The sequence below is a fragment of the Longicatena caecimuris genome, from assembly GCF_018406465.1.
GTDB classification, from domain to species: domain Bacteria; phylum Bacillota_I; class Bacilli_A; order Erysipelotrichales; family Erysipelotrichaceae; genus Longicatena; species Longicatena caecimuris.
On the sequence record NZ_AP024510.1, the window covers coordinates 2,913,880 to 2,938,950 of the forward strand.

20 protein-coding genes are annotated in these 25,071 nt (G+C 36.9%); 2 read left to right on the forward strand and 18 right to left on the reverse strand.

The window, feature by feature from the left end:
• From KJS44_RS13645 to KJS44_RS13715, 15 genes are all read right to left on the reverse strand, one after another.
• Complete coding sequence (locus KJS44_RS13645; RefSeq protein WP_008690476.1) at positions 1-777, reverse strand: ABC transporter ATP-binding protein; 777 nt, start codon at positions 775-777, stop codon at positions 1-3.
• A gap of 1 nt (position 778) precedes the next feature.
• Positions 779-1,735 carry a branched-chain amino acid ABC transporter permease gene (locus tag KJS44_RS13650; RefSeq protein ID WP_008690475.1) on the reverse strand — a complete coding sequence of 319 codons (957 nt, stop codon included), beginning with the start codon at positions 1,733-1,735 and terminating at the stop codon, positions 779-781.
• Positions 1,736-1,748: 13 nt separating this feature from the next.
• The gene (locus tag KJS44_RS13655) at positions 1,749-2,630 is read right to left on the reverse strand and encodes a branched-chain amino acid ABC transporter permease (RefSeq protein ID WP_008690473.1); all 882 of its coding nucleotides are present in this window, start codon (positions 2,628-2,630) and stop codon (positions 1,749-1,751) included.
• Between the two features lie 96 nt (positions 2,631-2,726).
• The gene (locus tag KJS44_RS13660; protein ID WP_008690471.1) at positions 2,727-3,923 is read right to left on the reverse strand and encodes an ABC transporter substrate-binding protein; all 1,197 of its coding nucleotides are present in this window, start codon (positions 3,921-3,923) and stop codon (positions 2,727-2,729) included.
• Between the two features lie 313 nt (positions 3,924-4,236).
• On the reverse strand, positions 4,237-11,079 hold the full coding sequence (locus KJS44_RS13665) for a discoidin domain-containing protein (protein ID WP_017144747.1): 6,843 nt from the start codon (positions 11,077-11,079) through the stop codon (positions 4,237-4,239).
• A 575-nt stretch (positions 11,080-11,654) separates the two neighbouring features.
• Positions 11,655-11,894, reverse strand: coding sequence for a hypothetical protein (locus tag KJS44_RS13670; RefSeq protein WP_008690467.1), 240 nt, complete (start codon positions 11,892-11,894; stop codon positions 11,655-11,657).
• 11 nt (positions 11,895-11,905) lie between these two features.
• Positions 11,906-12,349 (reverse strand): hypothetical protein, encoded by a 444-nt coding sequence (locus KJS44_RS13675; protein WP_008690466.1) that lies wholly within the window; start codon positions 12,347-12,349, stop codon positions 11,906-11,908.
• A gap of 582 nt (positions 12,350-12,931) precedes the next feature.
• Positions 12,932-13,294 carry a hypothetical protein gene (locus KJS44_RS13680; RefSeq protein WP_008690465.1) on the reverse strand — a complete coding sequence of 121 codons (363 nt, stop codon included), beginning with the start codon at positions 13,292-13,294 and terminating at the stop codon, positions 12,932-12,934.
• Positions 13,291-13,446 (reverse strand): hypothetical protein, encoded by a 156-nt coding sequence (locus tag KJS44_RS13685; RefSeq protein ID WP_008690464.1) that lies wholly within the window; start codon positions 13,444-13,446, stop codon positions 13,291-13,293. Before KJS44_RS13685 ends, KJS44_RS13680 begins: the two co-directional genes overlap by 4 nt.
• Positions 13,447-13,824: 378 nt before the next feature.
• Entirely contained in the window at positions 13,825-14,490 is a 666-nt protein-coding gene (locus tag KJS44_RS13690; protein WP_008690463.1) for a site-2 protease family protein, read from the reverse strand.
• Positions 14,491-14,689: 199 nt separating this feature from the next.
• A complete protein-coding gene (locus tag KJS44_RS13695; protein WP_008690461.1) occupies positions 14,690-16,639 on the reverse strand; it encodes an ABC transporter permease in 1,950 nt (649 codons plus the stop codon).
• A complete protein-coding gene (locus KJS44_RS13700) occupies positions 16,626-17,390 on the reverse strand; it encodes an ABC transporter ATP-binding protein (RefSeq protein WP_008690460.1) in 765 nt (254 codons plus the stop codon). The genes KJS44_RS13695 and KJS44_RS13700 overlap by 14 nt, the downstream gene beginning before the upstream one ends.
• A 93-nt stretch (positions 17,391-17,483) precedes the next feature.
• Positions 17,484-18,476 carry a sensor histidine kinase gene (locus KJS44_RS13705; RefSeq protein ID WP_008690459.1) on the reverse strand — a complete coding sequence of 331 codons (993 nt, stop codon included), beginning with the start codon at positions 18,474-18,476 and terminating at the stop codon, positions 17,484-17,486.
• Positions 18,473-19,135 (reverse strand): response regulator transcription factor, encoded by a 663-nt coding sequence (locus tag KJS44_RS13710; RefSeq protein ID WP_008690458.1) that lies wholly within the window; start codon positions 19,133-19,135, stop codon positions 18,473-18,475. The genes KJS44_RS13705 and KJS44_RS13710 overlap by 4 nt, the downstream gene beginning before the upstream one ends.
• A 90-nt stretch (positions 19,136-19,225) precedes the next feature.
• Complete coding sequence (locus KJS44_RS13715) at positions 19,226-19,786, reverse strand: VanZ family protein (RefSeq protein WP_017144746.1); 561 nt, start codon at positions 19,784-19,786, stop codon at positions 19,226-19,228.
• A 210-nt stretch (positions 19,787-19,996) separates the two neighbouring features.
• On the opposite strand from KJS44_RS13715, the gene KJS44_RS13720 reads away from it, so the two are divergent.
• Positions 19,997-21,670, forward strand: a complete 1,674-nt coding sequence (locus KJS44_RS13720; protein WP_008690456.1) for a putative bifunctional diguanylate cyclase/phosphodiesterase — start codon at positions 19,997-19,999, stop codon at positions 21,668-21,670.
• Positions 21,671-21,716: 46 nt separating this feature from the next.
• On the opposite strand, the gene KJS44_RS13725 is transcribed toward KJS44_RS13720, so the two are convergent.
• Positions 21,717-22,139 carry a PH domain-containing protein gene (locus tag KJS44_RS13725; RefSeq protein WP_008690455.1) on the reverse strand — a complete coding sequence of 141 codons (423 nt, stop codon included), beginning with the start codon at positions 22,137-22,139 and terminating at the stop codon, positions 21,717-21,719.
• 170 nt (positions 22,140-22,309) lie between these two features.
• On the opposite strand from KJS44_RS13725, the gene KJS44_RS13730 reads away from it, so the two are divergent.
• Positions 22,310-22,792: a hypothetical protein gene (locus tag KJS44_RS13730; protein ID WP_128125067.1), complete on the forward strand. Its 483-nt coding sequence runs from the start codon at positions 22,310-22,312 to the stop codon at positions 22,790-22,792.
• A gap of 247 nt (positions 22,793-23,039) precedes the next feature.
• Here KJS44_RS13730 and tpiA read toward each other — a convergent pair whose 3' ends face one another.
• Together tpiA and KJS44_RS13740 are read right to left on the reverse strand one after the other, a co-directional pair.
• Positions 23,040-23,786 (reverse strand): triose-phosphate isomerase, encoded by a 747-nt coding sequence (gene tpiA / locus KJS44_RS13735; protein ID WP_008690451.1) that lies wholly within the window; start codon positions 23,784-23,786, stop codon positions 23,040-23,042.
• Between the two features lie 25 nt (positions 23,787-23,811).
• Positions 23,812-24,990, reverse strand: coding sequence for a phosphoglycerate kinase (locus KJS44_RS13740; protein ID WP_008690448.1), 1,179 nt, complete (start codon positions 24,988-24,990; stop codon positions 23,812-23,814).
• Positions 24,991-25,071 lie beyond the last annotated feature (81 nt).

The following is a 25,071-nucleotide window of genomic DNA, read 5'->3' on the forward strand; positions in this document are numbered from 1 at the left end:
CTATACCTCCTCACCCAGATAAGCTTCAATAACACGCTTATTGGATTTGATTTCTTCCGGTACACCGGATGCGATGATTTTTCCATAGTCTAATACATAAATTCGTTCACACAGATTCATGACCAAAGACATATCATGTTCAATCAATAAGATACTGATATGAAATTCATCACGGATAAAGCGAATTAATTCTGTTAATTCAGCAGTTTCCTGTGGATTCATACCGGCTGCCGGTTCATCTAGGAATAACAGTTTTGGTTTAGCGGCCATCGCACGAGCGATCTCCAAACGTCGCTGTTCTCCATAAGGCAAGTTGCAGGCAAGCTCTTCACATTTATCTTCCAGATGAAAGATTGTTAACAGTTCCATTGCCTTTTTCTTCATGGCGATTTCACTCTTATAATACTTAGGAAGACGCAACAAGGCAGTGATAACGCCATAATCAACATCTTTATTCATCGCAATCAGAACATTTTCCAATACGGTCATATCCTTAAACAGACGAATATTCTGGAAGGTTCTAGCTAAACCTAAAGCTGTGATTTTATATGGCTTAATACCGTTTAATTTAATTGGTTTATCATCTTTCGTGAATTCAATACTACCTTCACTTGGCACATAGACACCGGTTAACATATTGAATAAGGTTGTTTTACCAGCACCGTTTGGTCCGATCAGACCAACCAATTCACCTTCATTGATTTCCATATTAATATTAGAATTGGCACAAAGACCATCAAAGTTTTTCGTTAATTTTTTTACAGAAAGTAAAGGCATCTTAGTCTACCTCCTTTTTCTTTTGCCACTTCTTTGGCAGAAAATCGGTAACTTCCTTACTGCCAAACAATCCCTGCGGACGATAGACCATGATCACGATAATGGCTAAAGCATACAGGATCATACGGATTTCCGAATAGCTTTGCAGGGTAAGGTTGATGATACCCAAAACAATCGCCGCAAGGATACTGCCGGATAAGCTTCCCATACCACCAAATACTACAATAACCAGTATATCAATAGATTTCATGAAACCAAAGGTTGTAGGTTTTAAAACATAGAAGTAAGCCGCATATAAAGCACCCGCAATACTTGCCAACATAGCACCAATGACAAATGCTAAGGTTTTATATTTTGTCGTATTGATCCCCATGGATTCACTGGCAATCTCATCTTCACGAACGGAAATACAAGCGCGTCCATGGGATGATCGAATAAAGTTATGAATTACTATTACCGAAATAACAATAAACACAAATACCAGAGGGAATGTTGTTAGCTTAGGAATATTACTTAAGCCAGCTGCTCCACCGGTAATTTCCATATTTTGAATAGCGATACGGATAACTTCAGAAAATCCCAAAGTGGCAATTGCCAAATAATCCCCACGTAAACGCAAGGTTGGAATGGCAACAATCAGAGCAACTACAGCCGTAATCGCCATACCTACCAGCATACCAACAAATAAACCAGTTAAGTTTGGCATTTTCGCCAATACGATAGCTGCCGAATATGCCCCAATAGACATAAACCCAGCATGTCCTAACGAGAACTGTCCGGTAAAGCCGATAATCAAATTCAAGCCTAACGCCAAAATAATATTAATACCAATCGTAATAATAGCTACCTGATATGTGTTTGGAATCATTCTGCCACTAATAGCAATCTGAAAGATACTGAAGATTACACAAACAACGATTGTCCAAATGAGATTACGTTTTGTAAATTGACTTTTCATATACGTACACCTCCTAGACCTTTTCCTTGACATTCTTACCTAACAAACCACTTGGTTTGATGATTAAAATGACAATCAGAATCAAATATACAACGGCATCTTTTATCATCGAGAAACCATAACCACTTGCCAAGGTTTCCAAGATACCGATAGCTTCTCCACCAAGCATAGCGCCCGGAATAATGCCGATACCACCAAAGACAGCTGCGATGAAGGCTTTTAGGCCCGGAATCATTCCCATCAATGGGTCAATAGAATTATAATACATACCAATCATAACACCTGCTGCACCAGCTAAGGCACTACCTAAGGCAAAGGTAAAGGAAATGGTATTGTTTACATTGATACCCATTAAAGCTGCTGCATCCGGATCTGTAGATACCGCACGCATCGCTTTACCAATCTTTGTCTTCTTCACGATCAGCTGCAATGCAATCATCAATAAGATCGATGTCACAAAGATCAGAATCTGATGATTAGAAATCTGTAATCCTGCAAAGGTATATACCTCGCGTGGGAAGAAATCAGCTGGATATGTACGAATGTTTGGTCCCATGAAGTACATCATGGCATATTCCAGAAACAAAGAAACACCGATAGCTGTAATCAGTGAAGTGATGCGTGATGCATGGCGAAGTGGTTTATAGGCAATCTTCTCAATCAAGACACCTGCCACCATACAAATCACCATAGCTAACAGCATGGTTGGAAAAAAGCCCAAGCCAAGTGATGTTGAGGCGAAGAATCCCACATAGGCACCCAGCATATAGATATCCCCATGGGCAAAGTTAATCAGTTTGATAATCCCGTAGACCATGGTATATCCCAGTGCAATCAGCGCAAAGATACTTCCGACGGATAATCCGTTGATCAGCTGTTGCAGAAATATTGTCATATTTATACCCCTTTCGTATACGAATTTACTCTTCTTAAAAACGTCAAATAAGGTGAAAGTGTTCTTTCACCTTATTTACGTGCTTCCATCATAGTCTTACTTGGTTACGTCTACGTTTTCAACAGAAGCCTGTTCTCCATCTTTTAATGATACTAATTTAATAGATTTGATAGGAGTGTGATCCTTATCCATAGAGAATGTTCCTGTTACACCAGTGAAGTCTTTGTATTCAGCAATTGCAGTATTTACTTTTTCAGGATCATCGGTTCCTGCTTTTTCAGTAGCTGCTTTAACGAAATAAGCCAAGTCATAACCTAATGCTGCAAATGTATCTGGTTCTTTACCATATTCATCTTTATAAGCTTTCAGGAAGTTACTGATCTTATCGTTGTTTTCTTTCAATGAGAAGTGTGTTGTGAAATATACATTGTTCAATGCTTTCGCACCGGCAACTTCTTTCAATTTAGGTGAGTCAAATCCATCAGGTCCTAAGATTGGTTTATCAATACCGTTTTCACGAGCCTGTTTGATGATCTGACTAGCTTCTTCATAATACCCTGGTACAAAGATAGCATCGAAATCTTTATTTTTGATTTTTGTCAAAATGGAAGTAAAGTCTTTATCACCCTTCTGATAATTTTCGGTACCAACAATTGTTCCACCTAATTCTTTGAATTTTGTTGTGAAGACTTTTGTCAGACCTTTTGCATAATCACTGGAGTTATCGGCATAAACGATAACTTTCTTAAAGCCTTTATCCATAGCAGCTTTCGCAACGGCATTTCCCTGGAAGGAATCAGAGTAACAGATCTTATAGCCATAAGACTGTACGGTTTTGCCATCTGCTTTAAAAGTTGCCATATCATCGGTAGCAGATGCTGAAATCGTTGGAATCTTACTTTCTTCTGCCATCGAGAAGGCCTGTTTTGTAAGTGATGAAATAGCTGGTCCTAAGATCACCGTATTACCATCTTCTACTAAAGTGTTATATACCTGAGGCATTTCGGTATCATCTGTTTTGTTGTCCTTGATTTCAAGTTCAATCTTTTTCTTAGTACCACCGACATCAACACCGCCAGCTGCATTAATTTCCTTCACTGCCAGTTTGATACCTTCTACATGACTGGTACCATAAGTAGCTGCTGTACCAGACTGTTCATAATTGACACCCCATTTAAGTGTATCACCGCCGCCAGCACTTCCGGCATCCTCACTTCCACAACCTACAAGTGTTGTCAAAGTCATAGCGGAAACTGCTGCCATGGCCATTAATTTCTTAAATCCTTTTCCCATAACAATTCTCTCCTTTAACATTTTCCATATCCTCAAATTCATCGTTTTTGAAATTGATTATCCTTATTATACCTCAATGCAAACATTTTGCAAGCACTTTCTGCATTTTTTTCATAATTTTCAGAAACATTTTAATTTTATTACAAGACATCTCATAAAACATCTCAACTCTTCCATAAATTGCCATTTCTTTTTCATATCATGATGGTTGAAAAACTTATGAATCCTGGTAATAAATAAGAATAAAGATAGTAAAAAGATGGGCATCGTTATACCATGCCCATCCATTTAGAATTAGACATAAAACGCAGTATTACGCTTCATTGTCAGTTTCTTTTTTACGTTTCATCATTACTACTACAGCACCTGCTCCAGCAATTAACATCGTGCCAGCCAGTAAGCCGGTATTCGTAGTATCACCAGTTTGTACTTCTTCTTCATCCTTCTTTGTTTCATCAGGTTTGTTAGTTTCTGGTTTTGTAGTTTCCCCTGGTTTTGATGGCTCAACTGGTTTTGTTGGATCATCTGGTTTTTCTGGGGTATCCGGTGTATCTGGAGTATCTGGAGTATCTGGAGTGTCCGGTGTATCTGGAGTATCCGGTGTATCCGGTGTATCCGGTGTATCCGGAGTATCCGGTGTATCCGGAGTATCCGGAGTATCTGGAGTGTCCGGTGTATCTGGAGTGTCCGGAGTATCTGGAGTATCCGGTGTGTCCGGTGTATCTGGTGTATCTGGTGTATCTGGTGTATCTGGTGTATCTGGAGTATCTGGAGTATCTGGATCATCTGGTTTTGGAGCTTCTGCGGCTTTCAAATCAGTAATTGCTTTTGTTAATGCGTTTTGAGCTTTTTCGATTTGCTCAGCAGATGCATCCTTATCATCCAATACCTTTTGTGCGTCAGCTAATGCTTTTTCAAAGATCGACCAGCTTTCTGCAGTATATTCGTCTTTATTGAATCCTGCAGCATCGTTCACAAGTTTTCTCAATGCTTCTTTTCCTGTTTCTGGGTTCACAGGAGGTACTTCATTGATTTCTTCCAAAGCATCTATAGCTTTTTGCAGATTTGCAATTGCTGTATTTATATCTTCAAGCGTTGCATCCTCATTCGCATCCACATCTTTCGCTGCTTTTAATGCTTTCGCAAAATCAGCCCAAGTTGCTTTTGTATAGTCTTCCTCTTTTAATAGTTCAGCAAATACAATTTTTGCTTTCAAGATTGTCTTATCAACTACACTAGGAGTCTTCTTTTCCAGTTTATCTTTTGCCGTATTCAATGCTTTAATAGCATTATCTACAGCAGTCTGATCAACTGTTTCAGATTGATATGCATCCTTAGCTGCTTGCAATGCTTTTGCAAAGTCTTTCCAGCTTTCAGGTGTATATTCTTCTTCTTTCAGCTTAGCTGCTTCATTGATTGCTGTTTCCAGTTTAGATTTATCTACAGTAACGACAGGCTTATTCTCTTTACCATAGAAACGAATTTCTGCCATCGAAGCATATGCATTCATAGTATCGCCACCTGTACTTAATGCAATGAACTTCACATATCTTCCAGATGTATCTACAAATGCAGCTCGCTGCCAATCTCTACTACTTAAGTATTTTCCATCGTTATCAAATTCAAATACACCTACAGATTTGAATTCTTTGCCATCTTCACTAACTTGAATTTCTGCTTTAAGGATATCGCCATTAGCTCCGCCTTTACTCTGACGAGGCAGGAAGGTTACATTGCTAAGTGTATAATCCTTGCCTAAATCAAATACAATATCCTGAGGCATTTTTCTTTCATCTGCTACTAGATAGTTTGTATGCCAATAAGAACCCTCATTGTAGTCTAAGACATTAATAGCTGCTCCATCTTCGCCATCATCAGCTGTGATTTCGCTTGAAACACTCTTAACAACTACACCATCTTTGTTATTGCTAGCTTCTTTGTTAATCAGCAGTTCTTTATCCAATGGTTTTACTTCTAATCCAGTAATCGCATTCAAGATACTTGTCGTTGCACTATCCACCTGTGATTTTGTATAATTTCCATCCTTCAACATATCTGCAGCCGCATTCAGAGCGTCTGTTAATACTTTGTAAGAATCTTCTGTATACAGAAGGCTGCTATATTTATTACCTTTTTCAATTGCCGCCATTAAATCAGTCGTATTGACACCTTCTTTTACAGTTAATTCATAAGATGCCTTTTTGCTAGGATCTGTGATCGATGTAACTGTAATTGTTGTCTTACCAGCCTTTAATGTACGTACAAGGTATGAAATATTTGTGCTTTCACCAGTCATAATAATACTTGCAACACTAGGATCCGAGCTTTCAACCTTATAGTATTGATTAGCAGGTGCGTTAGGTTCTGTTGTAACTGACGCTTTAACAGGACTAATTTCATCTTTGAATAAATCAGTCGCATTCGCTTTATCTAAAATAACTTCTTTAACACTTACTTTGTCTGCATGAACGAATTCCAGCTCTGATATAGACATATATTTGCTTGAAGCACCTTCAGCAGCAAATAATTCAATATCGACATTCTTAACTTTTGTATCTGCTTTTGCAGGAGCGTAAGCATATTCTAACTGTTTGCCGGTGATTTCTTTTTCTTCTTTAGAATCATCGGCATAAGTGATCGTATATTTCACCTTGCCAACCGCACCATTTCCTAAATTCGCACGATTGAACAACTTGATATTAGATAATGTCTGTTCTTCTTTCAAGGCAGCATGTAATGTTAATGGAAGTGTTACATATTCTTCATTAAAGTTAGAACCTTTGATGTCCCAAGCTAAGTCAAATCCAGCGCCACTGCCGCCATCAGCTTTGTTACCGTTAAATAATCCATCAAATTTCTTTTCATTGATCATTTTTTCAACGTTTGTACCATCATCTGTTGGCAAGAATTCATTTGTTATTGTCATTGTAACGTCTTCTTGTTTCAATGTTACATCTTTAACCGCTGGTGCATCAGGAATTTGTGGTTCTTCGTTAATCTTAGCTTTCACTGTTGAATAGTTTGGTCCAATTAAGATGCCGTTTTCAATCGTTAAGAAAGAATCAGCCGCTTTTGTCTTCAGATTCATATCCTGTTTTGCAGTCATTGTGATAGTTGCCAAGATATGGTTACCACTTGTTAAAGGCTTGTCACCTCTGTTCATGAATGCCAAGTTCAATAAAGCCCCTGTTCCATCATCGAATGGTGTATCAATACTCATATTTTCCATAGAAGCGATATATGGATTCTGGCTTGTCTTCACATCTTTGATCATAGCTGGGTCATAGAAAACTAATGCTCCTAACCCATTGACATTCTTCATACTATCGCCATAAATATCAACGGTGAATTTTTCCCCGGCTTTTACAGATTCTACACTAGGGATGAATAGCATGTTACCCGCTACATTACCCGTTTTCTTAGTTCCGCCATCTAACTGGAACATTGTAAATGCATAATCATAAGCATCATATACATCATTGTAGTTAATGTCAGCACCATGTGCCTTGATCTGTGCATCAAAGGTTGTCTTTTGGAAGTATTTAGATCTACCGATATACTGACTCATATTTGTATAATCGCCTTCGGTTACGGTAGGTTTTTGTAAACTACTTCCTACAGCAAAGCCTTTGCTTCCATCAGCTTTATAAACATAAAGACCGTTACTTGCGAAGAATTTACCGTTAGATTCAACTACATTCAGTTTTACATAACGTGCTGTTTTACCAGTTAAATCAACTGTTTTTACACTGTCTTGAATGCTGTCACCCTTTGTATAACTCCAAGGATGTTCTGCACCATTTTGAACTTTGATCCAGTTCCAGCCATCCATACTAATGGAAACATCCAACTGATGTACCGTACCATTAGAACCTGTTCCTACAGTACCTGATCCATCATTCGCATCCCCACGAGGATAGTATTCAAACTTATCAAGTGGATACGCTAAGCCCATATCAATAATAAGATCTTTGCCGGTTGCATCCCCTGTGGAATGGAACATCGTATTGAAGTTTTTATCATTTGCATGCGCTATTTTACCCCATTGATCGCCATACTCCCATTTGATGCTTTGTTCTGGCACATTTCTCCATGGGTCTTCTAAAGTTGTAACTTGTAATTCATTACTCCATTCAGAATAACCTTCTGCATTTCTTGAACGGATTTGATACGTATGTGCAGAATGATAGTCTAAGTTTTTATCTAAGAAGCTAGTTTCAGTACCAACGCTGTTAATTACGCCATCCGTCTTAAGTTCATAAGAAGTAGCTCCATCAACAGCAGTCCAATTTAACTGAATGCTTGTTGGTGTTAATGATTCATTGTCATAGCTTAATTCAGGTGCCGCTAAATCTTTATTTACTTCGTCTTTTGAGAAATCTGCTTTATTTTCAAAACCTTCAATGACTAACGTCTGTTCATTGCTAGCAACATCTGTTTTAGCAAATTTAACATACAGTTTAGGATTTACTGTGATGTCAACTTTGAAGTTTTCAGTATCTTTTGTATATTTGTTCAGATTAGGTGCATCGTTATAGAAATATACATTTCCGCTAGCTTTATCAAATTCTTCTTGAGAAGTAACTTTTTGAAGTGCTAATTCACTGCTTCCATTTTTCGCAGTTACTTTTGTAGGTTCTTTTGATACATTTACGACAAAGGTAGTATTGCGGTTGCTATTGTATCCTGTATAGCTGCCTACAGATTTTTCTGCTTTCAAAGTAGCTGTTGTGCCTTCTACATTCGATGTGAATTTTGTTGTGACACTTCCACCGTAAGATACTTCTTCTTTATTGCTATTGTCAATGTAGTTTCCATCATCTTCATAAAGTGAGAAGCTTGTAGAGCCTGCCGGCCAGAATTCAACAACACGTTTAGTCTTATCCAAACCATTTTTATTGGTATCAGAAATAGGCTGTGGGTTGTTGTTTTCTTCATACATAGGAACGATAGAACCGTTTTTAACAAATAATGGCAGTTTCCAAAGTGGTGCATCAAAGCCATTCAAAGTTTGTCCGCCTTTGTACTGTTTACCAGTAAAGTAATCAATCCAGATTTGATTTTTATCTGGCAGGTAGATACCGTTTCTGACATCGTTTCCATTTTCATCACTCTTCTGATTTTCATAAATAGGAGCGACTAGGAAACTGTCACCATACATATACTGATATTCTGTATTACGTTTGTTATAGGCATTTCCTTCATTAGGATATTCCAAGAACATCGCACGAATCATAGGCAAACCATTCGTAGCCTCTTTTGCCAAAGTATATGTATAAGGCATCATTTCAGCTTTCATTTTCAAATACATTCTGTTGATTGGAGTATATGGGTCACCATTATAATATGGTTTTTTAGCACGGTTTCCCCAACCATCCATATCAAGCATCTGTGGAGTGAATGCTTTCCACTGATAGTCACGTGTAGAAATGATATCTCCACCACCGAAGATTCCATCCATGTCACTACCTATATTTGGATTACCGGATAAGCTCTGTCCAATATAAGTTGGAATGTGGAAACGGATATATTCCCAATCGCCACCAGTCTGATCCCCTGTCCAAATACTTCCATAACGCTGTGTACCAGCCCAACCATCCAAAGTAACAATGTTTGGTCTGTTCTTAGTTTCAGTTACGATATCATACGCACGTGAGATACCGTCAAGTCCAAACGAATAACCCGAACCAACCCAAGCAACATCGGTTTTCAGCGTAGTGATACCGCCTTTTTTAACTTCTTTATCAAAATCACGAAGTTTTTGATATTCCAGTGTTGAACTTGTTGAAGGAGTTAACTGACTCTGCGTCCAAAGACCGGTTGTAACACCTTTGGAAGTTGCATAATCTGTAAACTCTTTCAAGTTTTGTACGTTAGCATCAATTGCTTTTGTTTTTTCTTCCATGGAACCGCCTGTGTATTCATAGCCGTTTTGACCATAACCACAGCCATATCCATCATTTGGAAGGAACCAGCCTAATGGCATATCCGTATCTTCATGTCCATCAATAACGGCACGGGCAGAGAATTTATAAATATCCTCTGTTGTTCCTTTTTTTGCATTAAATTTATCTGTCATAGTCGATGGACCGGTACCATTTAGCGTTTCTGCATAAGCATCTGGTTTTAAGATATATCCATCTGTTAAACCATTTTCCCAATATTTCAGGCCATCTTCCAATTTCCAATACGTATGTCCACCGGTTTTACCATTTTTCAAGGTAGCATCTGTTTGCTCAGTTGACCAGCCATCACGATTGTAACAGTTCAGATGCCCTAAGTAGAAAGCATATTCCGGTAATAAAACAGCATTTCCGGTAACCTTATAATAATCCTTAAGCAGTTCTTCTGCTTTTTTAGCATTATCGTTTGCATCAGAAATAAAGTAATACGCATCAAATTCTTTTTCATCATGAGATGCGATAACTTCCTCACTATTACTATTCTGGAAATCGTAAGCTCCTGTTTTAAAGGTATTTCTTAAAACACCATAACCTTTTGTTGACCAGTAGAATGGATTCGGAGATGATACACTGCCATCTACCCATGTATTATCAATAGCAATCTTGATAACCTGCCCTTTATGTGAGAAACGACCATTCTGTGTACCGCCGCCATAGAAATATTCATCAGCGGAAGCAGCCAGTTTTTGGCTTGTTTTACCTGATGCAATTGTAAGTGGTTCACTTTCTTGCATAACGATAGTGCCATCTGCTCTTTTAACTGTCATCAAGCTCGTTGTTTTGTTAAATTCAATAATCGTATTACCAGCACTGATCTTTAAAATATCACCATCGGTAACAGTAGCTTCTGGCTTTGTATATTCATCTGAATCATCAGGCTGTTGCTGAATTTTACCGATATGATCTTTACTGTTAGGTGTTGCATATTGATCAAACTTACCTGAAGGATCAATATTAAATCTGAAGATGCCATTTTCAAGGAATGTTATTTGTCCTTGATAACCATTCTCATATGTGATTACAATTTTGTTTTTCCCAGTTTTTTCAACTTTTGTGATTGCTCCTAAGGCCGCATTTGTTTCTTCTGCATGCACCTTTAAAATATTGAAATTACTGGAGCAAACACCGCTGAAAGCTAAGACGGTTGCCAGGGATGCTGGCCCTATCTTTTTTAATATAGATTTTTTCTTCATATTCCTTCCCATAAATTCCTTTCCATTATTAAAATATGAATATCATAGTCGTTCTCCATAACACCTCCCTTTATTTTCTGCATTATTGTTCATGTTTCAAATCTTATACTTTTTGATACAATCTGATAAAAGTCTAAAACCCTGCTTTTTTTCAGGTTATTTTCTTTCAATGTATAAAAAAACAGTTAATTTCAAGTTGAAATTAACTGTGTAATAAAGTATAAGTTTTTATATACGCGGTAACTGTTCATGAACAATAAAACAGATATCCACCTCATCACATCAGAAATGACATAGAATGCATCTGACAATATTATTTTAGTTCTTTGTAAAATCAATGTAAACCCTTTCTGTTTGTAATTTTGATTATTCTTTTTACACTTTTTAGTTATGAAGATGTAAATAATGTAAATGTAACAAATGTAATTTTCGCGAAAATAGCAATGAATTTCTAATCATTTCTACCTTCTTTTATAGGAACATATACTTTTTAATAGCTGTCTTAATTTAGTTTTCCATAAAAAAAACTGCAACTTATCAGATTTATCCGATACCTTACAGTATAAAATCTTTCCTTAGTGATTTTTAATCATATACCCTATTCCATAGCATGTAGACGCATAGACTAAGCACGGTACGATCGCCGCCAGGAATGTTTGTAGACAATATCCCCACTGTGCTGCCATTGTTGTGTTATAGTTATTACAATAGGCACTTAATTGCTGATAGGTCGTAAATAATGTGTACCCCATATATATAATCAATAAAACGGATAACACAAAAAAATACGTATATACATTCTTTTTGTTTTTCATATAGCCTCTTTCTAATTTACTTTTTTATCAAGTTTATGTTTTTTCACCCAGTTATCAAATAATTCTTCCGTCATTCTTTGTGATTGATGAATACTATCAATACATTTTCCTCCATTGGCATAAAAAATGCCTGGTGTTTTATCAAATTCCGGAAAATATTGTTGTATGATTGCCCTATTTACATTAGGTTGTTCTTTTTCTCTTTCTAATGGCACTTCATAGAGTACCACATGATGGTTCTGACGATAGTTTTCAAATAATTCGTGGAAGTCCTCACAATACCCACACATGGATTGCGTAAAGGCAATCGTAAATTCTTGCCCTTTTTTCATCATTGATTCCATATCCGCCAAAGATATTTGAATGACTTCTCCAGCCGATTCATCTCTTTCATAACTCGTACATCCGCATAACAAAAAAGTAACCATTAGAAAAGCCAAAAATCTTTTTTTCATAATGATCCTCCAATTTAATTACTTTTAGTTACCGCACAAACATAATACCCTATATCGAATGAAATTACAAGAAAGTCATAACGAAGAAACCTGTCATGCATAGAAAAAAAGAATACTCTGTTTGTATCATTTCACGCATTTATCCTTTACCAAAAACAATTTTGATTGATCCGAAAAGGCAATACAATAGTATGATTTTTTCACTACTAACAATTTAGTTTATTATTACTTTCCATATACAACCATCTAGGTATTCACAAAATCCCCTTATTTATCAGATTTCTTTACACCACGAAAAAAAAGCAAGGTATCTTTCTTCGATATCTTACTCTTTTTTCACCTAAAATTTTCAGCTTTTTATTTTCAATATTATTTTACTCCATGTTTACTCGAATTATTTTTTTATGCCTCTACAATTTGCTTTTTACTTATCATACTGTAAAATCCCTCTTACATGCTTCATATTTACAAGTCTTTCTACTATTTTCGTCTTATTTAAAGCTTATGTATTCTTATACTAAAACAGATAAAACTTAGATACCATACGGTCCGACATTACTTTATCTGCAAAGTATTTCATATTCAAGTGTTTATTCTGGATTTCAAATATTTTACAATTTGTTTAGCCTCATCATTATCTTTCTGATACTGCTCTGTTCCTACCTGTGTTTTATTTTTTGATACATAGACAGCTAAATTTCGATTATCTTTCATAATAATCTTTATACCCACAAACAAATATGGAGTTGATAATATTCCAGTAGGTAAGCCAGAGCTAGGCATTAAAGCTAAGAAGGGAGCTTGTTTCCCTTTTTTACTAGCTTTTTCATTTAAAACAACACATCTTTCTATTTCACTTAATGAATATTTTCCTTCTGTCCCATTTAATATTTGAAAAGCGTTATTCGAAAAATCTATTTTAATACTAGAAAATTCTTTTATCATTTTAAATCTACATCAGACAGAGAAGGAAAAGGTTTTACTATGCGAATATCATAAGGTTCACTAGTTGATATACTTGAAATACTGTTCGCGCTACTGTAAGTTAATACTGTGTGGGCAGTAAAATAATAATTGTAAGGATATGCATTATTCATGTGCATCAACCTCCTTATATCTCTTCTATTATCATTATATGCAATAAATCTAAAAATGTAAATTTTTTGTGAATAAATAAATATTCTTTAAAATTAACTGCCATTTTGAAGTTCCATTACAAAATTTATCAAATAACTTATAAACGATAATGTATAGAGAAAAACCTTTATCTACTTCTAAAAAGATATATACAGTAGTCTTAATCAACTAAAAAATTTTCACTGATTTATAATTTTCATTATCAAACTCGTATCACAAATATGAAATTCACAGAATAATCTAATTTTTGCTTTTCCATCTTCTATACGTCATGTAAACATTGACGTCTTTCATAAAACAATCTGCTTCCACCTGCATCACATAAAAAAGGAACAGGTTTACCCCATTCCTAATAACACACGACTGATTGTTGAGAAACAATTGACGATCGCACTTCTTGCATAAAACAATGGGCCATCTAATACACCACTGACCAATACCAGTATCAATGCGAAGGATAAATACATTTCATAACGCATCAAATTGAAATAAGTTTCTTCACTAAGAACACCCATTAAAATCTTAGAACCATCAAGTGGCGGTAATGGTATTAAGTTAAAGATACCTAATCCAATGTTAATAAGTGCAGTCATATAACTCAATTGAAACAGATAATCGGCAACAGCACCTGAATAATTGCTATAGAAATTAAAACGAATCATCAAATAGCATAAGAATACACAGATAAAACCAATCAGCATATTCATCAATGGTCCAGCTAAGGCTGTCCAGATCATGCCTTCTTTTTTATTACGATAATAATAAGGATCTACTTCCACTGGTTTGGCCCATCCAAATTGAAAGAAAAGCAAACATAAAGTACCAATGGGATCCAGATGCTTTAAAGGATTTAAAGTCAAACGACCTCTTTCCTTTTGCGTATAATCACCCAGCTTATAGGATACAAACGCATGAGCAAATTCATGAAAGCTCAAAGCAATTGCCACGGCCGGTATCAGATAAATCATTTCACGCAGAAAACTATTGAAATCATAACCAAACATGATGTTTCCTCCTTCTGGTAGTATTCAATAGTATAACAGATTCATACATAAAGGTAAAGAAATGCTCTGATCCTGCGCGTAAAAGCAAGAATATCATAGATCAACCACTCTATATAAAACGTGAGTCTGTTGCCAATAAGAGCGTAATGCTATATAGAAAGCAACGATCAAACTTTGTATGGGCGATACTTTTATTATTTTATATATCCAAATTACGACGACAGCTGATATAGGTTAATGCATAATAAGCAAGATAAATGGTAAAGAACAATGCAAGTGTAATTCCTAAATACATATACATTGGTGTTGTCGCATCGGTTGTGGTAAACATAATATCCAAGCTGTTCAGTATGGGAATCATAAAGAAAGCAGGCAGCAGCAACGGCAATAGGAAATACAATAGATTCTGATAATGTAAAAGACGATATAACGTTTTGCGTGATGCGCCCATTTTATGCAAAAGCGCATACTCATATTTTTGGGCTTCAAGATCACTTAATTGCTGCGTGGCTAGGATGGTACCGGCAGCACAGATGAAGATAAAAGCAGCATAGAATAAACAAAAAACAATGGTCACATAGGAAAACATGGATGTTTCCACATAGCTGCTATGCAAACGAACACTGCTATACTCTTGTAACTGGGAATTGCTGCATCGTTCATAAAGTTGATCTTCCCAAGCACTTGGTAATTCTTTGGCACTTTGCGCTACATAATAAAAGGTATCTCCTTTTACTCCTTGCACATACACATCAGGCACAACTACAAAATACATTGTCTGTAATATTTCCTCGGTACAGACATAGCGCAGTTTCATAGGCTTTCCATTGATGGTAAACGGATGCTTGCGGCAATAACTTTCCATAAGTTCCTGCTGCTTCTTACTTACAACAAGCATGTATTCATCCTTTTCTAAAGCAGGTACTTTTTTGCCTTTTAATTGCAATAATCGTTGTACATCAGCATAACGCATAAAGGTCGTTGTCCGATAATACGTGGAATCATATGCCGTATGATCCAATGCTTTCGCAAAGGTTTGTTTCACCTTTACATCATCCCTAAGATGTGTATAAGTTTGATACGTATGATCTTCATAAGTAAGCTTTTTTTCAGCTAAAAATCCTGCCGCCTTTTTGATATATTGCTGATGTTGGGTAATCACTTGTAAATCAAAAGGAGCTGCACTATGAATCGTCAAATCCGTTGTTTCTTTAAACTTCATGCCAAAGCAAAGAAAACAAATCGTCACTAAGGTCAATAAGGATAATGTTGCCAATACAATACGATTTGAGCGTAACCGCCCTTGCAATCGTCCCAACAAAAACATCCTATTGTGTTGATACTTCAATTGTTTATGCTGATCTAAGAAATGCTGCAAGAAACCGGAGAGTCCCAAAAAACAAGCATAAATTGATGCAATGATCAGCAAGACAGCCGGTAACAATTTTTTGGTTTCTTCAACATCACGTATCCCATTGCGCATGCCATCATAAAATAACTTTAGTCCCACGGCTGCACATAAAATTGCCCCAAGCATGTACACCAGCGTATGGAGGCGTCCTTTTTTCACTGTTTCATTTTGCTGATCCTGATACAGCAGGGTATGAATATTTACATGATGCAAGATACGATATTCTTTCACCAATTCATATGCATATAGGATAAGAAAGGCGAGAAAGGTAACACCTGCCGCTGGAATGGAAAAGCGAAAAGCAAACTGATAAGCGATGCCAAAAATATGCTGAATGATGGCTAATAAGATTTGAAAGGTAAACAAACCAAGGATACAGCCAATGCCATAAGCAAAAAGTCCCATGCAAAATTGTTCCAACAAAAACATGCGACAAACTTGTTTACGCGTCATCCCCATCAATAAATACATGCCAAATTCTCGACTGCGCTTTCGTAACATAAAGTTCGCTATATAGGAAATCAACCAGCCAATCACAATAACAAGTCCCATAGATACAACCAAAATAACCTGAGCAAATGCATCCATATGCTTGCTAAGCTGTAGCACTTGTTCACTGAACGCTACTGCCATAAAAGAATACATCAACATCATAGATATGACCATCGTTAACATGAAGATGGCATATTCTTTCATACTGCGTTGTAAATTACGTAAAGTGAGTTTAACGTATAGCATGTACATCACCGCCTAACAGCATCATGACATCTAAAATCTTCTGATAAAATGATGAACGGCTATATTCTCCGCGATATAGTTCATTAAAAATTTTACCGTCCTTTAAAAAGAGAATTCGTTTCGCATAAGAGGCACTGAATGCATCATGTGTAACCATCAAAATAGAAGCATGATCTTCTGTATTACGCTGTAAAAGCTGTTCCATAAATAAATAAGACGCATGGGAATCTAACGCTCCGGTTGGTTCATCTGCAAGTATTAAGGAAGGCTGATGGATCATAGCTCTGGCACAGGCACAACGCTGCCGCTGTCCTCCGCTGACTTCATATGGATATTTCAGCAATACATCTTCAATACCGAGTCGCTGCGCCATCTTTAACACTTTTTCATCAATCTGCTTTGTATCGTAATGCAATAGCGTTAAAGGAAGCGCGATATTTTCATCTATACGCAGCGTGTTTAATAAATTTAGATCCTGAAAGATAAAGCCAAGCTGTTGTTTCCGAAAAGCAGCTAATGCTTCTTCCTTTTTCATAGACACATTTTCATCCTGTACATAAATATCACCGCCACTTGGTGTATCGATGGTCGCTATGACATTTAATAACGTTGTCTTTCCACTGCCACTTGCCCCCATCACCGCAATAAATTCCCCTTGTTCCATAGTAAAACTAATATCATCCAAGGCTTTACATAAATTTCCGCCATTTCCATAATATTTTTCTACGTGTTCAACTCTTAACAATGTCATCTTGTTCACTCCTTTACACATTCAGTATAAAGGTTTCCCTTTTCTGTTTGTATGATGTTTCCTTACGCTGTCCTTACAAAGTTGAAAGAACTTTTATTTATGAAAGCGTAGCTGCATATCGGTAAACACGCCTTCCTTAGAACGCACCATTATTTCTATCTGCAGCGCATCACAAAGTCGTTTGCATAAGTATAAACCGATGCCAGTCGCATGTTGATTATGCTTTCTTCCATTTTCACCCGTAAATCCTTTTTCAAATATTCGTGTTTGATCCTGCATAGGAATACCAGCCCCATTATCCTGCACATGTAAAGTCACATAGGAAGCATCATGGGTAATGTATAAATATAAATGCGCTTTTTCTTTTCGATACTTGACAGCATTTTCAATCAATTGGTTCAATATAAAAATAACCCACTTCTCATCGGTTGCCACAATTGCCGATGTAAAAGCAAAATGAATTTGTAAAAACGCACTGGTGCATAAATACTTGCACTGTAACAAAGCCTCACTGCAACAATCATACAAATCACAATACTGTATTCGTAAATCTTTTTCCACATTTTCACTGCGGGCATAAAATAATGCCTGTTCCACATAATGCTCTACCCGCTCCACTTGCTGCAGCATATCCCGCTTGCGCTTATCCTGCACATTCTCACATTGCAGCTTTAATGCCGCAATAGGCGTTTTAATTTCATGTACCCATTGTTCCACATATTCCTGATATTGCAATCGTTCTCTTTTCACTTCACTGATTTTTTCCAACATGCTTTTATTACCAAGACGAAGCAGGTAAGCATAAAACTGTTCCTGTGGATCTTTATCATGTCCTAAGACTTCCTGTAATAAATATTTCTGATCCAATGTCTGCGCAATTCGTTCAATCTCTTTTTTCCGCTTGCTGCGCTGTCTGCCTACTTTTATTATATATGTGCATACCATACATCCACTCATAACATTCAGGAATGCTAAAACTTCCCATGCTATGCCCATGCCATATAAAACACCATCACATAACAGCATCCATAAAAACATAAGAATCAAAAAGAAAGCATGTCGCGCAAAGACTTCTCTTACATTCATATCCAATACCCCTGTCGATGTCTGGTATGAATGAACGCTTCTACACCGAGTTCCTTTAGTTTCGCACGTATTCTCGTAATATTCACACTTAATGCATTATCATCAATAAATAGTTTATTATCCCATAAATCATCAATCAAGTCATCACGGGCAACGATTTCTCCTTTATGACAAAATAAATTGTATAAGATGCGCAATTCATTCTTTGTCAATTCACACTCTTTGCCCTCATAAGCTAAAACACTGCGAGCAACGAAAAGATATACACCACGATGGGTAAGAATGGTTTCGCCATGTGCATACGTGCGCTTTAAAACAGCTGCGATGCGGGCTATAAGAATACTGATATTATATGGTTTCGTGATAAAATCATCACCACCTAAAGTCATACTGCAAAGCTCATCCATATCCGTATTGCGACTTGTCACAAAGATGATTGGCACACCGGAAAAAGAGCGTATCTGTTTGCATAATACAAAACCATCGGTATGGGGAAGATTAATATCCAACAGAATACAATGCGGTTCTTCACGCTGTAACAATAATTGCATATCTTCCATCAAATTCCACACACAGCAAGCATATCCCTGCCGCCGCAAAACCTCGGATAATTCTTTTACGATTGTTTCATCATCTTCAATGAGCAATATCTTATACATGGCACTCTTTCCTTTCTTGTTGTTACTTGTCCTAACTCATTATACACGAAAGAAAAAGATGACGGCTGTCATCTTTCAATATTGTAAGAACTATTCATACATCTCATTGACCTTATGTACCAACAAAGAAATGCCACTGGCAAACCAGGAAAGCACCGTCCAGATACAAGTTGAAACAAGAGCTCCAAACGTATCCAGATAAACATCCTTCATACTCGAAGTTCGGCCGGTATAGCGTTGATGTAGCTCATCGCCAAAGGCAAAACAGAAACAGATACCGACAGTTAATAAAAAGCGCAAGGTCTTATTTACACCGAGAATGGCCAAGGTGATATAAATACCACATGCTAAAGCAAAATAAATCGAGAAATGGGCCAGTTTACGTATATTGGAATTCCAGTCACTGCCATATGGCGAATGCATAATGACATAATACTTTATTTTTTCCGAAAGCTGCATTCCCTTCTCAGAAGATTCTAGCCTTGTCTTTACTTCTTGTTTGATTTTTTCCGTAACGATTTCACTTCGTAAATTTGATTGCGCACCATTCTCCGCTGACAGCTTGTAAATACTAAACATAACCGAACCGCTGATGCCCAAAAATAACAATGCGCAGAAAATACGAATACCCATATGCTTTTTCTTTTTCATAAAGTTCATCACCTTTGCCCTATTTTAAAACAAATTCATAAGTGTGACAACCATTAATTCCACACTTCACAAAATCTTAAGAAAGCCTTCACATAATGGTTATCTTTTTTACTTGTTTGGTTATATTATCGGGTATAAAATTTATTCTTTATTCTATGAAATTCATTGGAATCATGATATATTAGAAGAAGAGAAAGAAGAGGAATGGCTATGGATAACAGAGATTTATTTCGTCAGTTTCATATAGATGCAAGCCTTTTTTATGATGCCATCGTAAACAGTACAGATGATTACATCTATTTAGTTGACATGCAAAGCGATATATCTCTGATATCTGAAAACATGTATCTTGATTTTGATTTGCCCGGGCGTTTAGTAAAAGGACTGGTTCCTATCTGGGGTGATCTTATTGTCGATAAAGATCGTAAACGTTATGATGAATCCATTGCCCGTATGCTAAATGGAGATACTGATGAGCATAATGTAGAATATCAAATACGTAATCGCAAAGGTGAATTGATCTGGATCGTATGCCGTGGTTTATTAAAGCGTGATCAGGATGGGGCACCGTTACTGTTTGCCGGGATGATCACCCGTTTAGAGAACAAAGGAAGAATTGACCATATCACCGGTCTTTTAACTCAGAAAAGCTGTATTGATCATTTAGCCATTCTGTTGGAAAGTGGAAAACATGGCAGTATGATGTTACTGGGTCTTGATGACTTCTCACATATTAATACCTTACAAAATCATGTATTTGGCGATATCGTTTTACGTCAGTTTGCTCAGGATATTCAAAGTTTACTGCCCTATGATGCGCAGATTTATCGTTATGATGGTGATCAATTTGCTATTGTTTATGATGAAGCCGATGAAAAGAAAACCGATGAGCTTTATCAAAAACTACACGCTTACAGCAACCATCCGCATCAAAGCGATGCCGGTTCCTATTATTGCACCGTTTCAGCAGGAGTCGTTATGATTCCTGAAAATGGCAATGACTATTTAGACTTAATTAAATATGCCGTCAGTGCGTTAGAAGCCAGTAAACAGAAAGGGAAAAATACATGTACCTTTTTCAATGATGATTTAATTAAACAGAAACTGCACCAGATTGCCATCAATGAAGAATTACATCATAATGTGTTACACCAGATGCGTAATTTTTATGTAGTATATCAGCCATTGCTTCATACGAAGACCATGAAGATACAAGGCAGTGAAGCTTTAATGCGTTGGAAAAGTGAAAAATTCGGCGATATTTCACCTATTGAATTTATCCCTGTTTTAGAATCCAGCGGCTTGATCATCCAAGCTGGAAAATGGATTCTGGAGCAAGCGATTGCCACTTGCAAAGAGTGGAGCAATCTTATAAAAGATTTTGTCATGAATGTTAACGTATCGTACTTACAAATATTAGAAGATGATTTCGTAGAAACCATTCGCAGCTTATTAGCAAAATATGAATTAGCTCCGGAACATATCGTTATAGAATTGACTGAAAGCTATTTTGTCACCGATATGGGGCCAATACGGGAATGCTTCTCCACTTTAAGAAAAATGCATATCCGTATCGCCATGGATGACTTTGGTTCTGGTTATTCTTCCTTAGGAATGTTGACACAGGCACCTGCCGATATTGTTAAAATTGATCGTTCCTTTATCAATGCCATTCATACCAATCCGTTTAATCTCTCTTTTATCAATGCTGTCATCTCTTTATGTCACAGCATTGACATTGAAGTTACCGTAGAAGGGGTAGAAGAAAAGAACGAGTTGGATACCGTCTGTACGCTGCAAGCCGATACCATTCAAGGATTCTATGTCTCTAAACCAATTTCGAAAGCAGCCTTTCACAAACAATATATCACAGCCAAACAGTAAAAAAGCTGCATTGCACTGTAAATAAAAACAGAAATGCAGCTTTTGCTTATAATATTTTAGAACGATGCTTCAATTGCGCTATAAACTCATCTTTTTTTACCGGTGAGATAAGTATTTCTTCCTGCTCATGCGCTTCATTCACATAAGTGATATCCAAGCGATCATTTGACAAAGCCACGGAGGAATAAGATGCCTGTGTTTCTTCAATACTTGTAATCGCAAAATAATGTATTTTCTTATGACAAAAGCAGGCACTTTTGATTTCTAAATAATCTTCCTGAAATGCATACCATGTATCAAAGGTTGCCCACAGTAATAAGAAATCTATACAAAAAACAGCCAGTAACTCTATGGCATCCAGAGCGATATCCTTTTGATGTATCACCAAGCGCAGCATCATAAATGTACAAAATGCCATAAAGATCAACGCCGCTATCCAAAACGCACCTATCTTTGACTTTACTTTCATAAATATCTACCTCTTTTATAACCTATTATACGTGATTCTATTAAAAAAGAAAAGCCTTACAACCAAGAGAAAAAAGAAAGAAAGGGATGCACATGCCAGCTCTTAAAACCATCGCGAAAAAGCCTAAATGCTTGATAATCCTATCAGTTTTTTGCATATGCCTGCTGCTTATGTTTCTATATCAAAATAACAAGACACCAAAACTTGTTTATCCGACTGAATACCAGAATATCTTAGAACATATGGAAACAGAGGATATAAAACAATATAAGAAAGACAAGGAACGATTAAAAAGCTTAATACAACAGACACAAAAAGACATTGCGCATTGTCATCAAGTAAAAAAGAAACTATCTACACTTGAAGATCAAAGCAAGGAAGCCGAGCGTGCCATGTATGATGCGATGGATAAAGCTTTATATGTAGGAAAATTCATCTGTAAAGTTAATACTTGTCAGGGAAATCCTGATGATCCAAATTATAATGCTTTCCTTAATGCTACAAATCATCTGGTTGCTATGAAGAAACAGCTGGCAGATGCCAAAACAGCCTTAGCTAAGGCAAAAGAAGAAGCAGAGCAGCTGACACATTATAAACAATTACTACGTCATATGGAAAAGACGCTAACTCAATTGCAGAAGAAAACCAGATAAGCAATGGCATAAGCCGATGTAATACAAAGGAAAACTAGCGCGGTTTTCCTTTTTTGATGTACGCTATTTGCTAAATGAGCTTAGACTGCCATAGTACTCCTACTTAAGATAACAGCAAAGCATTTTTCTGATTAAAAGCTTACAATATGAATGATAAACTGTATCTTAAATGAAAAAGGCTAGTTGATTATGAACTGCATACATTGAAAAAAGGAGCAGATTGCTCTACTCCTTCACCTATAAGATCTTATTTTGTTTTTTCGATGATTTCAATAAAGCTGTCTGCTTTTAAGCTAGCTCCACCAATCAATGCACCATCGATATCTGGGCAAGCCATATATTCAACGATGTTGTTAGGTTTTACAGATCCACCGTACTGTACACGTACATTTTCCGCAGCTTCATCACCATACATGACACGAACCTGATCACGTACGATAGCGCAGCAGTTCTGTGCATCTTCTTTTGTAGCAGATTTGCCAGTACCGATTGCCCAGATTGGTTCATAAGCGATAACCATGTTACCAACACATTTTGGACATAAGTTAGCCAAAGAACCACTCAACTGTTCACGGATAACTTTTTCCGTTTCACCAGCATCATACTGTGCTTCTGTTTCACCAATGCAAAGAATTGGTGTGATACCTGCATCAATTAAGCGTTTTGCTTTTTTGTTTACGGTTTCATCAGTATCCCCAAACATCTGACGACGTTCAGAGTGACCGATGATACAGTGTGTAACGCCAACTTCCTGCAGCATAGGTACAGAAACTTCACCTGTGAAAGCACCTGTATCTTCAAAATGGCAGTTTTCAGCAGCTACGATTAAGTTTTTAGCACCTGCAACAGCTGTAGCTAATGCAGTATAAGGAGCGCCGATACCATAGGTAGCGTTGTCACTTGCCGCAACACCATCTACAGCTTCCATGAATTCTTTTGTTTCCTTCATGGTTTTATTCATTTTCCAGTTTCCGACAATAATTGGTTTTCTCATGATTTATTTTCTCCTCTAATGTTTTTTATTTATCACTGATAACAGCGATACCTGGCAGTTCTTTACCTTCCATATATTCCAAAGAAGCTCCGCCACCGGTAGAAATATGAGAGAATTTTTCAGCGAATCCTAACTGGATTGCCGCTGCTGCAGAATCTCCGCCACCGATAACTGTTGTAGCTCCTGGTAATTCAGAAATTGCTGTACATACTTCCAAAGTACCCTTAGCAAATGGTTTCATTTCAAATACACCCATAGGTCCGTTCCATACAACAGTCTTAGCACCAGCTAATTCATTCTTGTACAGTTCAATAGATTTAGGTCCGATATCTAAGCCCATGTAATCTGCAGGGATGTTGTCATTGTCAGCAACAACTGTGTTTGCATCTTCTGCAAATGCATCAGCACATACATGATCAACTGGCAGGATCAATTTACCTTCAGCCTTAGCTAAATATTCTTTTGCCAATTCCAGCTTATCTTCTTCTACTAAAGATTTTCCAACATTGTAACCCTGTGCTTTCAGGAATGTATAAGCCATACCGCCACCGATCAGAACTTTGTCTGCTTTCTTCAGCAGGTTGTCAACAACAGCAATCTTATCAGATACTTTAGCACCACCGATGATTGCAACGAATGGACGTTCTGGAGTGTCAACAGCAGCACCCAGCATCTTTACTTCTTTTTCTACTAAGAAACCTAATGCGTTAGGTAAAATAGATGCAATACCAGCAGTAGAAGCATGTGCACGGTGTACGCTACCAAATGCATCTTCTACAAACAAATCACCTAAGCTAGCCCAGTATTTAGCCAATTCAGGATCATTTTTGCTTTCGCCTTTTTCATAACGAGTATTCTGAACAACAACGATTTCTCCATCGTTCAATGCTGCAACAGCATCTTCCAGTTCTTTTCCTCTTGTTACTGGTACGAAAGTAACTTTAGTATCAACCAGTTCACTTAAACGATCAGCTACACAACGCAAATCGTTTTTTGCTTTGTCTTCTTCTGTTTTTACTTTACCTAAGTGTGACATCAAGATAACTTTTGCATTGTTTTCAATCAGGTATTTAATTGTAGGTAACGCCTGAATGATACGGTTGTCATTTGTAATTTTTCCATCTTTTCTTGGAACGTTGAAGTCGCATCTTACGATAACGCGTTTTCCAGCAACATCTAAATCTTTTACAGTTCTCTTTGCCATTGTAAAATCCTCCTTATGTAACGGTCTTATTATACCACTAAGAGCCTTATTCGTAAACGTATTTTGCGAATTTGCGAATAA